At 72.7% G+C, this 13,153-nt stretch carries 13 protein-coding genes and 1 pseudogene; 6 read left to right on the top strand and 8 right to left on the bottom strand.

Annotated elements, in window-relative coordinates:
* Window positions 1-40 precede the first annotated feature (40 nt).
* From AB0J68_RS13615 to AB0J68_RS13590, 6 genes are read right to left on the bottom strand one after another with little or no spacing between them, the layout of a single operon-like run.
* Window positions 41-1,057 (bottom strand): methyltransferase, encoded by a 1,017-nt coding sequence (locus tag AB0J68_RS13615; RefSeq protein WP_363938574.1) that lies wholly within the window; start codon window positions 1,055-1,057, stop codon window positions 41-43.
* Between the two features lie 43 nt (window positions 1,058-1,100).
* A complete protein-coding gene (locus tag AB0J68_RS13610; protein ID WP_363938572.1) occupies window positions 1,101-1,730 on the bottom strand; it encodes a hypothetical protein in 630 nt (209 codons plus the stop codon).
* Window positions 1,727-3,133 (bottom strand): selenium-binding family protein, encoded by a 1,407-nt coding sequence (locus tag AB0J68_RS13605; protein WP_363938570.1) that lies wholly within the window; start codon window positions 3,131-3,133, stop codon window positions 1,727-1,729. Before AB0J68_RS13605 ends, AB0J68_RS13610 begins: the two co-directional genes overlap by 4 nt.
* 15 nt (window positions 3,134-3,148) lie before the next feature.
* Window positions 3,149-3,880 carry an ABC transporter ATP-binding protein gene (locus tag AB0J68_RS13600; RefSeq protein ID WP_363938568.1) on the bottom strand — a complete coding sequence of 244 codons (732 nt, stop codon included), beginning with the start codon at window positions 3,878-3,880 and terminating at the stop codon, window positions 3,149-3,151.
* On the bottom strand, window positions 3,853-4,686 hold the full coding sequence (locus AB0J68_RS13595) for an ABC transporter permease subunit (protein ID WP_355066507.1): 834 nt from the start codon (window positions 4,684-4,686) through the stop codon (window positions 3,853-3,855). The genes AB0J68_RS13600 and AB0J68_RS13595 overlap by 28 nt, the downstream gene beginning before the upstream one ends.
* Window positions 4,683-5,660 (bottom strand): aliphatic sulfonate ABC transporter substrate-binding protein, encoded by a 978-nt coding sequence (locus AB0J68_RS13590; RefSeq protein WP_363938565.1) that lies wholly within the window; start codon window positions 5,658-5,660, stop codon window positions 4,683-4,685. Before AB0J68_RS13590 ends, AB0J68_RS13595 begins: the two co-directional genes overlap by 4 nt.
* 191 nt (window positions 5,661-5,851) lie before the next feature.
* Between AB0J68_RS13590 and AB0J68_RS13585 the strand changes: the two genes are divergently transcribed.
* Together AB0J68_RS13585 and AB0J68_RS13580 are read left to right on the top strand one after the other, a co-directional pair.
* The gene (locus AB0J68_RS13585; RefSeq protein ID WP_363938562.1) at window positions 5,852-7,039 is read left to right on the top strand and encodes an LLM class flavin-dependent oxidoreductase; all 1,188 of its coding nucleotides are present in this window, start codon (window positions 5,852-5,854) and stop codon (window positions 7,037-7,039) included.
* Window positions 7,040-7,134: 95 nt separating this feature from the next.
* Window positions 7,135-8,589, top strand: coding sequence for a hypothetical protein (locus AB0J68_RS13580; RefSeq protein ID WP_363938559.1), 1,455 nt, complete (start codon window positions 7,135-7,137; stop codon window positions 8,587-8,589).
* A gap of 35 nt (window positions 8,590-8,624) precedes the next feature.
* On the opposite strand, the gene AB0J68_RS13575 is transcribed toward AB0J68_RS13580, so the two are convergent.
* Together AB0J68_RS13575 and AB0J68_RS13570 are read right to left on the bottom strand one after the other, a co-directional pair.
* Window positions 8,625-9,029, bottom strand: coding sequence for a hypothetical protein (locus AB0J68_RS13575; RefSeq protein WP_363938557.1), 405 nt, complete (start codon window positions 9,027-9,029; stop codon window positions 8,625-8,627).
* A 65-nt stretch (window positions 9,030-9,094) separates the two neighbouring features.
* Window positions 9,095-9,907, bottom strand: a complete 813-nt coding sequence (locus AB0J68_RS13570) for a hypothetical protein (RefSeq protein WP_363938554.1) — start codon at window positions 9,905-9,907, stop codon at window positions 9,095-9,097.
* Between the two features lie 424 nt (window positions 9,908-10,331).
* Here AB0J68_RS13570 and AB0J68_RS13565 point away from each other — a divergent pair, with 424 nt between their 5' ends.
* The 4 genes and pseudogenes from AB0J68_RS13565 to AB0J68_RS13550 all read left to right on the top strand — a co-directional run.
* Window positions 10,332-10,634 carry an urease subunit gamma gene (locus tag AB0J68_RS13565; RefSeq protein ID WP_354860532.1) on the top strand — a complete coding sequence of 101 codons (303 nt, stop codon included), beginning with the start codon at window positions 10,332-10,334 and terminating at the stop codon, window positions 10,632-10,634.
* A complete protein-coding gene (locus AB0J68_RS13560; protein WP_363938550.1) occupies window positions 10,631-11,041 on the top strand; it encodes an urease subunit beta in 411 nt (136 codons plus the stop codon). Before AB0J68_RS13565 ends, AB0J68_RS13560 begins: the two co-directional genes overlap by 4 nt.
* A complete protein-coding gene (locus AB0J68_RS13555) occupies window positions 11,038-12,741 on the top strand; it encodes an urease subunit alpha (protein ID WP_363938547.1) in 1,704 nt (567 codons plus the stop codon). The genes AB0J68_RS13560 and AB0J68_RS13555 overlap by 4 nt, the downstream gene beginning before the upstream one ends.
* Window positions 12,741-13,153, top strand: a pseudogene (locus AB0J68_RS13550) (hypothetical protein); the annotation flags it as partial. The gene AB0J68_RS13555 and the pseudogene AB0J68_RS13550, both read left to right, overlap by 1 nt.

Below are 13,153 nucleotides of genomic sequence, written 5' to 3'. Positions count from 1 at the left end.
TGCGGCACCCGACCCTCTCCGGGTCGGGTGCCGTCGGCGCTCAGGGCCGGTGGGCCACGACCGCGCCGTTGGCGCCGGGGGCATCGAACGGCACGGTACGGACGTCGACGAACCCGGCGTCGGTGAGCCACGCGCCGTACTCGGCGGCCGAGTAGTTCCGGCCGCCCTCGGTCTCGACCAACATGTTCATGCCCATCAGAGCCGCCTCCGGTGGCCCGGTGCGCTCGTCGTTGAGCAGCAGCTCGCAGACGACGATGGCGCCGCCGGGCGGCAGCGCCGCGTGACAGCGGGCCAGCAGCGCCCGGTTCGTCGGCTCGTCCCAGTCGTGCAGGATCATGCTGAGCAGGATGACGTCGTGCCCACCCGGCAACGCGGGATCGGCGAGGAAGTCGCCGGGCACCGCGTCGATCCGACCGGTCAGACCGGCGTCCGCGATCCGCTCCCGCGCCCGTACGCAGACGTGCGGCAGGTCCAGGACGGTCGCCCGCAGCTCGGGCAGGCGGCGGCAGAACTCGATCGGGAACGCGCCGGCCCCGCCGCCCACGTCGAGCAGTCGGCGGTACGCGGAGAAGTCGTACGCGTCGGCCAGCGCGGTCGCCGTGAAGCTCGACGTCGAATACATCGCGTCCCAGAACTGCGCCAGCATCTCCGGGTCAGCGGTGTCGAACATGGACTGTTGAGACTCGGGGTCCCAGGTCAACGGTCGATCGGTGCGCAGCGCCTCGCCGATGCGGTGCCACGGCAGGTAGGTGCGCAGGTCGGAGTAGCGGATCTGGGCGCCGAAATAGTAGGGGCGGCCCTCGACCAGGAACTGCTCGGCCAACTCGGAGTTGCGGTAGCCGTCGCCGGCCTTCTCCAACAGGCCGAGCGAGGCGCACGCGGCGAGCAGCAGGTCCGCCGGCCGGTCCGGCAGCCCGAACTCGGCCGCGGCCTGCTCGACGGTCATCGTCCGCCCACCGGCGAGCCGGGTGAACAGGCCGAGGTCGACGCCGGCCGCGAGGGTCTTGAACCCCCACACACCGGCCACCAGTTGCATGAGGGGAGTCGGAGTGACCATGGCGACATGAGATCACAGAGCTTGACCGTCCACGGTGGGTGGTCTACGCCCGCAGCAGGGTGACCAGCCCGGCGGCCACCAGCACGCCGGCCCAGAGCCGATCGACGTTGAACCACGCCCGACGCAGCACCCCGACCCCGAGCACCTGGTAGACCAGCATCGCCACGACCAGGGCGGTGCCGAGCATCGCCACGGTGTGCACGCCCGCCGCGGCCAACCCGGGCAGCGCACCGACCGGCGCGGCGGCCAGGTGCCCGGAGTGACCTCCGGGCACCGGCTCGGCGACCAGCACCGGCAGCAGCATCAGCCCCGCGCCGTGCGCCGACGACATGAGGAACGACCACCCGGCGAGCTGTGCCGCGGACAGCCGCATCCCCGCCCAGCGGAAGTGCCGTTCGGAAAGTAGCCGCCACAACCCGAAGCCGACCAGCAGCAGGCCGCCGACCACCGCCAGGGCCGTGCTCGCCGTCACCGACCTGGTCGCGGTGACCAGGGCGGCGACGATCGCCACCGAGGCGAGATGCCCGGCCGCGATCGGCGGCAGGGCGCGCAGCAGCGCCGCCTGGCTGCGCTCCTGCAGGCCCCGGGCCACCGCGAACAGCCACCCCATCGCCGGGTTCAGACCGTGGAACGCGCCGAGCGCCGCCAGCGTCGCGAGGGTCCCGAGGGTCACGGGAAGCAGTACGAGTCGGAGGACGCGTCCCCGCCCTGCAACCGGGTCTGGTGCACGCGCAGCCCTCGGAACTCCTCGCCGTGCGGGAAGAACCGCTCGTCGGGTGTGAGCCCGCCGCCCTCGACGTCGACGTCGAGCTTGGCCAGCCAGGCGCCCACGCCGTCCGGATAGAACTGGTCGTCCCACGCGCCGTAGAGCGAGTTGCTGACGTAGACGCGCCGCCCGTCCCGGCTCACCTCGACCATCTGCGGCCCACCGGCCAACGCCTCGTCCGGTGCGGACGGGTGCGCGGTCCGGCGGACGATCCCGCCGAGGTGCACCGAGCCCGTCTGCACCGGGTGCAGCGGGTCGGTGACGTCGTACTGGCGCAGCTCACCCGTGCCCCAGCAGGAGACGTAGAGGAACCGGTCGTCCACCGACAGGTCGATGTCGGTCACCAGCGGCGGCACCGCGCCGAACGGCTTGAGCAGGTCGGGCAGGTCCGCCGGGTCGGCCGGCTCGGCCGGGATGTCGATCACCTTGGTGACCGCCCAGGAGTCCCCGTCGCGGTGCCACAGCCAGACCGAGGCGGACAGGTCCTCGACGCTGATCACCACCCCGACGAACCCGTACGACTTCGTCGGATCGTGCGCCGGGCGCAGCTCCAGCGGCATCTGGTACTGATCACCCAGGTCGACCCGCTGCACGTGCCGGCGTTTCGCGAGGTTCCAGAAGTGGATGGCATGGCCGTAGCGCCGTCCCAGCAGCAGCTCACCGATGATCCCGTCCTCGATCATGGACGGGGTGCCCCACTCACTGGTGACGAGCACGTCCTGGGTGAGGTGCCACCACACGTCGTACGCCAGGAACTGCGGCCCCCGGTCGGCCTCCCACGCCCCGCGGACGTCGAACGTGGTGTGGTCGAGGATGGCGATGCCACCCGGACCCTCCTCGCCGTCCGCGCCGCCGAGGGCGGAGAGGTAGATGCCGTCCGGCCCACAGTGCACGGTGTGCGGCCGGGAGTAGCCGGCCCGCTTCGCCAGCTCCTCCGGTCCGATCACCTTGACGACCTGCGGCTGGCGCGGGTCGGGCTGCGTGTCGAGAACGTGGATCCGCGACGAGCGCAGGCCGGGCACGATCAGGTAGCGCCGCTCGACGTGCGGGTGCGGAGCGGTCGGGCAGAGCGCGCTGCTGCACGCGTTCCACCCGAAGTGGTGCACCTCGTCGCCGACGTACGGCAGGTCGGTCCAGCCGACGACCCGGCCGTAGTCGGGGGAGTCGGGATCGGTGTCCAGCACCGCGATGGCGTCCGGGCGGCTGGCCGTACGGTCGAAGGCCGCCACGTAGGCGAGCTTCTCCGCCGGAGCGGTCGCCGCCTCGCGGGGTGACGGGTAGAAGGTGGGGTCGGGGGTCCAGCGGGTCATCGGGTCTCCGCTTCCTCAGGTGGTGGGAACGCCGAGTCGGTCGAGCAGGTGGCGGCGCAGCGCGCCGAAGCCCGGGTCGTCCGGCGTACGGGTGGGTGTCAGGTCGACGGGCAACTCCGCGGCGATGCGGCAGCCGTCGAGGAGCAGGATCCGGTCGGCCAGCAGGAGCGCCTCCTCCACGTCGTGGGTGACCAGTAGGGCGGCGAAGCCGTGCTCGGCGCGCAGTCGGCGCAGCAGCACCTGCATCCTCAGCCGGGTGAGCGCGTCGAGAGCGCCGAACGGTTCGTCGAGTAGCAGCAGGTCCGGTTCGCGGACCAGGGCGCGCGCGACGGCCACCCGCTGCGCCTGCCCGCCGGACAGCTCGGCCGGCCAGGCCCGGTGCCGCTCGGCCAGCCCGACCTCGCGCAACGCCCGCTCGATCCGACCGGCGGTGTCCGGGCCGGACAGGCCGAGCCCGACGTTGGCCGCCACCCGCTTCCAGGGCAGCAGCCGGTGTTCCTGAAAGACCACGGCGGCGGTGCCGTGCACGACGGTGTCGCCGCTGGCGTCGCCGTCCAGGCCGGCGAGGATGCGCAGGAGGGTGCTCTTGCCCGAGCCGCTGCCGCCGAGCAGGGCCACCACCTCGCCCCGCGCGATGGTCAGGTCGACCCCGGCCAGCACGACCGTCGGCCCGAACGCCCGCTGGATCGCGTGGGCGGTCAGCACCGGCGTCGTGCCGGTCAGGTGGCCCGCAGTCCGCGTCGCCATGTCAACATCCTCCTCTCCGCAACGCGCAGGGCAAGGTCGGATATCAGCCCGAGCAGCGCGTAGACGAGCAGGCCGAGGACCACGACGTCGGTCTGGCTGAACTCCCGCGCCTCCATCATCAGGAAGCCGATGCCGGTCTGGGCGTTGACCTGCTCGCCGACGACGAGGCTGAGCCAGGCCGCCCCGATCGCGAGGCGCAGGCCGAGAAAGAGCGACGGCAGCGCGCCGGGCAGCACCACGTGGCGCAGCCGGGCGGCCTGCCCGAGCCCGCAGGCGCGGGCCGCCTCCACCAACCGTTCGTCGATGTCCCGGATGCCGGCGTAGGTGTTGAAGTAGATGGGAAAGAACGCGCCCAGGGCCACCAGGCTGATCTTCAGCGACTCGCCGATGCCGACCCAGATGATCAGCAGCGGCACGAGGCCCAGGTGCGGCAGCATCCGGGCCATCTGCACCGGCGGGTCGACCAGGTCGTCGCCGAGTCGCAGCAGCCCGGCCACCGTGCCCAGGACCAGCGCCAGGACGCCGCCGATGAGCAGCCCCGCTCCGGCCCGGGTGAGGGAGTCCACGAGGTGGACGGCGAGCGTTCCGTCGCGGGACAGTCGCCAGCCGGTGGCCAGCACGTCGCTCGGCGCGGGCAGCTTCTCCGGCGCCAGCACCCCGGTCCGGGCGGCCAGTTCCCAGCCCAGCACCAGCACGAGCGGGCTGACCAGCCGCCGCCACCGCCGGGTCGACCGGGGGCGCCCGGGGTCGGGCGGCGCGACGGCCGCGGCTTCGGGCGGCGTTTCCAGCAGAGGTGTACGGCTCACTGGAACACCGCGCTGAAGCGGTCGTCCAGCCGGCTCCTGATGTCGACCGGGCCCGGTATGAGGTCCAGCGCGATGAAGCTGTCGGTGATCGCCTGGAGTTCGTCGCCGATGGCCGGGGTGATCGGGGCGAGCGGCTTGGCGCTGCGGTCCAGGGCGCGGCTGGTGACGTCCTGCGGGATCTTCAGCTCCGGCGCCAGCGTGCTGGCCCGCTCCTGCGGGTTCGCGATGCCCCAGTCGGTCACCTCGCGGTAGCGCTGCAGGAACGCCCGGATGTCGTCCGAGCGCTGGGCGACCGCGTCGGGGGCGGCCAGCACGTACTCGCGGTTGCTCGCCAGGCCGGTCGCGTCGGCGAGCACCCGGACGCCCGGCTGCTCGGCCAGCGCGAAGTACGGGTCCCAGATCACCCAGGCGTCGACCTGCCCGCTGTCGAACGCGGGCCGCCCCTCGGCCGGCTTGAGGTACGTGACCTCGATGTCGTTCAACGTCATCTTGTTGGCCTGCAGCAGCCGGACCAGCAGCCAGTGCACGTTGGAGCCCTTGTTGAGGGCGATCGTCCTGCCCTTGAGGTCGGCGAAGCTGCGGTAGCCGCTGTCGGCCTTGACCAGCACCGCCTCGCCCTGCGAGATCGGCGCCGAGGTGCCGATGATGGAGAACGGGATCTTTCCGGCGGCGGCGAAGACGGGTGGCGCCTCGCCGACCTGTCCGATGTCGATCGAGCCGGCCTTGAGCGCCTCGGTGAGCGCCGGCCCGCTCTCGAACAGCGACCACTCGACGCCCGGGGTGCCACCGCGGGCCTTGACCAGGCTGAGCCCTCCGAAGCGCTGGTAGCCGACCCGTAGCTTGCCGGCGTCGCCTCCGGCGTCGGCGGGCCCGCCGCAGGCGCTCACGCTGGCCGTGGCGAGCAGGACCACGGCGGTGAACGCGGCCGTCAGCAGACGGCGACGCGGGGGATGACTCGTCGAGGGGGTGCGCATGGCGGCTCCTTGGGTCGGGCAGGTGTGCCGGGCCGCATCGACCGGCGTGGGTGACCGTGGGCGGTAGCCTACTAACCCGATAGGTTTTATGGGTAGGCTGTCGGCGGGATCGTCCCACCCCTCAGGAGGTGCCGCCTCACCGCGCGCGCCGCCCGCACCCGCTCCGCCGCGCACTGGAGGAAAGAGCCCCGATGACCCTCACCTTCCACTGGTTCCTGCCCACCAACGGCGACAGTCGCGACATCGTCGGCGGCGGCCACGGCGTACCGACCGGAGCCGCCGGTGGCGCCCGCCCGGCCAGCGTGGCGTACCTCGGGCAGATCGCCCGCAGCGCCGAGCAGCTCGGCTTCGTCGGCGCGCTCACCCCGACCGGCGCGTGGTGCGAGGACGCCTGGCTGTCCACGGCGATGCTCACCGAGGTCACCGAACGCCTCAGGTTCCTGGTGGCCTTCCGGCCCGGCCTGACCTCACCCACCCTCGCCGCCCAGATGGCCTCGACGTTCCAGCGGCTGTCCCGGGGCCGCCTGCTGCTCAACGTGGTCACCGGCGGCGAGTCGCAGGAGCAGCGTGCGTACGGCGACTTCCTGGACAAGGACGCCCGGTACGCGCGGGCCGACGAGCTCCTGCACGTCGTCCGCGCGTTGTGGCGGGGTGAGACGGTCGACCACCACGGCACGCACCTGCGCGTCGAGCAGGCGCGGCTGCACCGGCTGCCCGACCCGGTGCCGCCGGTCTACTTCGGTGGCTCGTCCGCCGCCGCCCTGCCGGTGGCGGTACGCCACAGCGACGTCTACCTCACCTGGGGCGAGCCGCCGGCCCAGGTCGCCGACAAACTGGGCCGGGTGCGGGCGCTGGCCGCCGACGCCGGCCGGGAGCTGCGGTTCGGCATCCGGCTGCACGTCATCGCCCGGGACACCGCCGACGAGGCGTGGGCACAGGCCCGCCGCCTGCTCAACGGCATCGCCGAGGCCGACATCCGGGCCGTGCAGGACGGGCTACGCCGCAGTGAGTCCGAGGGGCAGCGCCGGATGCTCGACCTGCACGGCGGCTCCCGCGACAGCCTGGAGGTCTCACCCAACCTGTGGGCCGGCGTCGGACTGGTCCGGGGCGGCGCGGGCACGGCGCTCGTCGGCAGCCACAGTGAGATCGCCGACCGGATCGCCGAGTACCACGCGCTCGGCATCGACGAGTTCATCCTCTCCGGCTATCCGCACCTGGAGGAGGCGTACTGGTTCGGCGAGGGCGTCCTGCCGATCCTGCGCGAGCGCGGACTGTGGCGGCACCCCGACGGCCGACCGGGTCCGGCGGACGCCGTCGACATCCCCTTCGCCGGGACGTCGACACCCCGCCCGGCACGGGAGCCCGTGGCGGCCCGCTGACCGGCCCACCCGCGGTTGTGGGCGCCCCGGCGGGCATCGTCGGCTTGTCATGGCGTGCTAAGACGGAGGCACATCCGCGACCTGGTGGTGATCGCGTGGACGAATGGGCAGCCGACGCGCCCGCACCTGTAGACCCGCCGCTGCCGCGACGCGCGCGGTCGCGGCTGGCGGACGTGTTCGACGACGACCTGGTCGAGGTCGCGGACGAACGCCCGCCGTATCAACGTCGGTGGTCTGAACCACCCGCTGATGAGGACCTACTGTTCGGTGACGAAGAGCCTGACAGCACGCGGGCCGACGTCGATTGGTCGGACGCCGGCAACCCGGTCGACGCGGTAGATGTCGCCGACAAGCCGGATGCGGTGCCGTGGTGGGTCACCCGAGGGGAACAAATCAGCGCGACGACGCTGTCCAACCACAAGAGGGAGCGTGGGCACAGGCTGCACGGTTTTGCCGTCGGCTACGACACATTCTGGGATCACGTCGACGATGATCCAGTGTCGGTGGTCCCCACGGTACGAGCCGCCGAGCTCGCACTGGCCTGGCGGCACTGCGCGCTGCGCTCACTGTGGACGCCAGGACTGCTACCGCTCCTGTTCGGCGCGGTGGTGGCCGCCGTCGCGGCGTTCGGCATCGTCGGTGGGCCATTGGCTCACCGGCTGGTGGCCTTCGCCACGAGCCTGCTGTTCGGGTTCATCGTCGCGCTGGTCGTCTCGCGCCTCGCCATCCAGTGTCGCGGCGTGGCCGTCGTCGGCGGCGCCGTGGCCGCGGCGTGCGTCGCGGTGTCGACCGTCCCGACGATCCACGGGACTCGCTGGTACGACGTCCTGGTAGGGCTCGCGTTCGCGGGTGCTGGGCTGCTCTTCGTCGCGCTGTGGCCGATCGTGCGGGAGTGGCGCATCGAGCGGGACCACTGGACCCGTCCCGACGTGGCCCTGATCGCCGCTCTCCTGGAGTTTGCCGACTGGGTCGAGTTGAATCCGGCAACAGAGGACCGGCGTCGTGCCGTGGAGGCCCTGGACCGCGCCGCCACCACGTTCGAGTTCGCGTGGCACCGCGTCAACCGGACGGGTGTCGACGTCACCGACCGGCAGTTGCGTGCCTGGGCCGGCCGGATCCGCGCCGAGACCCGGGAGCTGCAACGGTGGTGCGCGTTCGGCGCTCCATCGAAGGTCTACCTGCTCCTGCGCACCTACCTGCTCATCCAGGCGATCGTCAACCGCTACTCCCTCGACGACCACGAGGAGAGCTGGGTACGGCACGGGAGCTGGCGTCGGCCACCGACGTCGGCGATCGCCCGGCTGTGGGTACGCGGCAGGCGGTCCGCTCGGTACGTGCGCCAGTGCCTGCTCGCCGCCGTCATCGCCAGCGTCGCCCTGCTGCTGCTCGCGGTCACGGTGTGGAGCGCCGTGCCGACCTTCGTCGGCGTGCACATCTCCCGTGACCTCGGCTCGGCGCTGAACTTCGACCCGACGATGCGGGTGTTCGTCGCCACGATCAGCGTGTCGTTGTTCGCGGTGGCCGGGCGCGCGTTCACCCACCGGCACTGAACCGACGAGTCGGTGCGTGGTCGACAGGACACGTCCTAGTCGGAACGGCCGGCCCGACCACGGGCGACCCGGCGTACGGCGAGGCTCACCGCCGTACTGCCCACCGCCATCCCGACCAGCACCAGAACCGCCCCGACGACCCACAGCCCGCTGTCGTCGCGCGACGCGGCCTGGCGTGACCAGGCAGCGGTGAACGCGACAGTCATCACGGGGGCCACCAGCCACGGGCTGAGTCGCCACGCGGCCAGGGCGGCCAGCAGCACGAGCGTCAGCACGCAGCCGATCACCTGCCACGGCTCGTACGGGCCGCTGGTCGCGCCGGTCCGCGCGTCGACCGTGTAACCGGTGTCCCAGCCCAGCCAGAGCAGCCACACCCCGACCGTGGCCACCGCCAGGAACAGCGCACCGAACAGTGCGTGCGTACGCCTCATCGCCGTCATCGGGCGATCATCTCCCGCAATGACTCGCGCGGGAATGAGTACGCGTACCTGTCGACAGCCCGGCGTCAGGCCCCCGTGGCGTCCCACACCACGACGTGGACGACGAACGCCTGATCCGCCCGGGTGGTGGTGATGGTGGCGAACCCCAACCGCCCCTCGGAGGTACGGAAACAGAAGTCGGCGCCGTCCGTGAACGAGTCCCGCGCCGACCCGGTGGCCGACGCGACGCAGCCCGCGTACGCCTGGGCGGGGTTGCCGCCGGAGTACGGGTACACGTTCGGCGCGTTGGCGACCTGGATGTTGTCCGAGCGCACCTGCCCCCAGTCGTGGTACAGGTCCAGCCCATCGGTCGCACCGTTCGAGTGGTGCGCGACGACCTGCTGATCGGGCTGGTCGACGTCGACCGCGGCGGCGCGGGGCAGCACGACGTTTCGGTCCACGAGGGTGCGGGGCGCGTCCGGGTCCGTCGCCGTCGTACCCCCGGTGGTCGGGGTGGCCTGCCCCGCGGACGGCGTGGCGGGGTCGGTGGCCGGCGGGGGCGCGGCGGCCGACGTCCCCGTCGGGGAGCCGGCGGTGGGCGGCGACGTCGACTGGCGGTTGAGCTGGGTCGCCACGACACCGCCGAGCAGCAGGCAGCCCAGCGCCAGCAGAGCGACCGCGAGACGGGTCCGCCGATACCACAGCCAGAACCCGGCGAGCAGCAGGACCGCGGTGAGGGTGAGGACGAACAGCAGCACGTCCCGGCGCAGCACGCTCTCCACCGCGGTCACCACACCGAGGACGTTGGCCACCACGCCGATCACGGCGAGCGTCCGGATCCGGTGATCGCCGCTGCCGCTGCCGCCGCTCGTTGCGGGCGGCGTGGCCGACTCTCCCAAGACTTGCCTCCACCATGGACGCCGCGCGCCCGCGCGGGAGCGGGCGGGACGACGGGACGGACCCGCCCTGTCATGATCCCATCGACGCGCTCGTGCGCCAGGCGCCGCACACCGCCAGGATGCGCGGGGGCGAGTCGGCTATCCGACGGGCCGTGGCGTCGCCGCTGATCCCGAACGGACTGTTGCCCCGGCCGGTGACAATCCTCTACGGTCTGCTCAAGCGGTGGGCGGTGCGGTCCGCATCCGACCGGACACCGCCGGATGCCCGTCGCGCGGGCCGGGATGGTGGAGTCCCGGGCCACCCCGCCGACTGTGGTTCCGGCGGTCGTGTGACTCCAGCTCGTCCCCGGGTGACTGCTGCCCGGCGCAGCTCCGTACGGAGCCGACGGCGAGCCGGACACGCCGATCCCCACCGGAGAGTCCCGTGTTCCTCAGCCCGCACGAGCAGGACCGCCTGCTCGTCCACGTCGCGGCCGATGTCGCCCGCCGCCGCCGCGAACGCGGCCTGCGCCTCAACTACCCCGAAGCCGTCGCGATGATCACCGCCTTTCTGCTCGAAGGCGCCCGCGACGGTCGGTCGGTGGTCGACCTCATGTCGGCCGGTCGGAGCGTGCTCGGCCGCGACGACGTCCAGGACGGCATCCCCGAGCTGCTGAGGGAGGTGCAGGTGGAGGCGACGTTCCCGGACGGCACCAAGCTCGTGACGGTGCACCACCCGATCCCGTGATCCCGGGGGAGATCCTGCCGGCGGCCGACCCGGTCGAGATCAACGCGGGCCGGCCGGTGACCACCCTGGTCGTGGTCAACACCGCCGACCGGCCGGTGCAGGTGGGCTCGCACTACCACTTCGCCGAGACCAATCCGGCCCTGACCTTCGACCGGGTCGCGGCCTGGGGGCAGCGCCTTGCCGTACCGGCGGGCACCTCGGTCCGTTTCGAGCCGGGCGTGAGCCGCAGCGTGGACCTGGTCCCGCTCGGCGGCGCGCGCGTCGTGCCGGGCCTGCGCGGGGAGTGCGCCGGGCCGCTGGACGACGCGTCCCCGCCCGCGCCGACCACAGACGCGCCGACGACAGACGCGCCGACAAATGAGGCGCCGACGAGCGAGGCGCCGACTAGCAACAGGCCGGCGCGATGAGCGCCGTGCGGCGGGACCGCTACATCGACCTGTACGGACCCACCACCGGTGACCGCATCCGGCTGGCCGACACGAGCCTGCTGATCGAGGTGGAGACCGACCACTGCGTCGGCGGCGACGAGGCCGTCTTCGGCGGTGGGAAGGTGATCCGCGAGTCGATGGGGCAGTCGCGGGCCACCCGCGCCGAAGGAGCCCTCGACACCGTCATCACCGGCGCCGTCGTGCTCGACCACTGGGGTGTGGTCAAGGCCGACGTGGGGCTGCGCGACGGGCGGATCGTCGCCCTCGGCCGGGCCGGCAACCCGGACACCATGTCCGGCGTCCACCCCGACCTGGTCATCGGCCCGGCCACCGAGGTGATCGCCGGCAACGGCCGGATCCTCACCGCAGGCGCCGTCGACACCCACGTGCACTTCATCTGCCCGCAGATCGTCACCGAGGCGCTCGCCGGCGGCGTCACCACACTCGTCGGCGGCGGCACGGGCCCCGCCGAGGGCACCCGGGCCACGACGGTCACGCCCAACGCCTGGCACCTGGCCCGGATGCACGAGGCGCTGGACACGCTGCCGGTCAACGTGCTGCTGCTCGGCAAGGGCAACACCGTCTCGCAAGAGGCGCTCTGGGAGCAGCTACGGGCCGGCGCGGGCGGTTTCAAGCTGCACGAGGACTGGGGCACCACCCCGGCGGCGATCGACGCCTGCCTGCGGGTGGCGGACGCCTCCGGGGTCCAGGTGTCGATCCACACCGACACCCTCAACGAGGCGGGATTCGTGGCCGACACGCTGCGCGCGATCGGCGGTCGGGCGATCCACTCGTACCACACCGAGGGAGCGGGAGGCGGGCACGCGCCGGACATCATCACGGTCGCCAGCGAGCCGAACGTGCTGCCGTCGTCGACCAACCCGACCCGCCCGTACACCCGCAACACACTCGCCGAGCACCTGGACATGCTGATGGTCTGCCACCATCTCAACCCGTCCGTGCCGGAGGACCTGGCCTTCGCCGAGAGCCGGATCCGACCGTCCACCATGGCCGCCGAGGACCTGCTGCACGACCTCGGGGCGATCTCCATCATCGGCTCCGACGCGCAGGCGATGGGCCGGGTGGGCGAGGTGATCCTGCGGACCTGGCAGAGCGCCCACGTCATGAAGGAGCGGGTGGGCACGCTGCCGGGCGACGGCGCGGCCGACAACCACCGCGCGCGACGGTACGTGGCGAAGTACACCATCTGCGCGGCGATGGCCAACGGGCTGGAACGGGAGATCGGCTCGGTCGAGCCGGGCAAGCTCGCCGACCTGGTGCTCTGGGACCCGGCGTTCTTCGGCGTACGACCGCACCTCGTGCTCAAGGGCGGCATGATCGCGTACGCCCAGATGGGTGACGCCAACGCGTCGATCCCCACCCCGCAGCCGATGCTGCCGCGCCCGATGTTCGGGGCGTACGGGGTCGCGGCGGCCGCCACCAGTCTGACGTTCGTCGCGCCTGCGGCCCTGGACGCCGGACTGCGCCTGGACGTGCGGCGGCGGGTCGTGCCGGTCGCCGACGTGCGGTCCCGGGGCAAGGCCGACCTGCCGGAGAACAACGCGATGCCGCACATCGAGGTGGACCCGGACACCTTCACCGTGCGGATCGACGGCGAGGTGGTGGAGCCGGACCCGGTGCCCCACCTGCCGATGGCCCAGCGGTACTTCCTGTTCTGATGGCGACGTCGAGCCTGCTCCTGCTGCTGGCCGACGGGCGCTTCCCGGCCGGCGCGCACGCGCACTCCGGCGGCCTGGAGGCGGCCGTCGCCGCCGGCCGGGTCAGCGACCTGGCCTCGTTGGAGTCGTTCCTGGTCGGCCGGCTGACCACCGCCGGGCTGGTCGGCGCGGCGTTCGCGGCGGCGGCACACCGGGTGGCGCTGCCCGCCTGCGGCACCGCAACCGAACCAGCCCAGGCCACCGCACGGTCGCTCGGACGCGGCCACCCCGCCGGCCGGCCGGGTGCGCCAGCCGATTCCGCGGACCGGTCGGGTGCGCCAGCCGATTCCGCGGGCCGGTCGCGTGCGCCGGCCGATTCGGCCGCGCGGTCGGACGCCCTGGCCCGGCTCGACGCGGAGCTGGACGCGCGGAC

It is taken from the genome of Micromonospora sp. NPDC049580, assembly GCF_040675595.1.
In the GTDB taxonomy this organism is placed as follows: Bacteria; Actinomycetota; Actinomycetes; order Mycobacteriales; family Micromonosporaceae; genus Micromonospora.
Note: the sequence above shows the minus strand (reverse complement) of the source record. Positions and strands in the feature narration are given on the sequence as shown.

Excerpts from the sequence above, each read along its gene's own strand:
- AB0J68_RS13615 (WP_363938574.1), bottom strand. The coding sequence starts at position 1,057 with ATGGTCACTCCGACTCCCCTCATGCAACTGGTGGCCGGTGTGTGGGGG.
- AB0J68_RS13605 (WP_363938570.1), bottom strand. The coding sequence starts at position 3,133 with ATGACCCGCTGGACCCCCGACCCCACCTTCTACCCGTCACCCCGCGAG.
- AB0J68_RS13600 (WP_363938568.1), bottom strand. The coding sequence starts at position 3,880 with ATGGCGACGCGGACTGCGGGCCACCTGACCGGCACGACGCCGGTGCTG.
- AB0J68_RS13590 (WP_363938565.1), bottom strand. The coding sequence starts at position 5,660 with ATGCGCACCCCCTCGACGAGTCATCCCCCGCGTCGCCGTCTGCTGACG.
- AB0J68_RS13585 (WP_363938562.1), top strand. The coding sequence starts at position 5,852 with ATGACCCTCACCTTCCACTGGTTCCTGCCCACCAACGGCGACAGTCGC.
- AB0J68_RS13575 (WP_363938557.1), bottom strand. The coding sequence starts at position 9,029 with ATGACGGCGATGAGGCGTACGCACGCACTGTTCGGTGCGCTGTTCCTG.
- AB0J68_RS13555 (WP_363938547.1), top strand. The coding sequence starts at position 11,038 with ATGAGCGCCGTGCGGCGGGACCGCTACATCGACCTGTACGGACCCACC.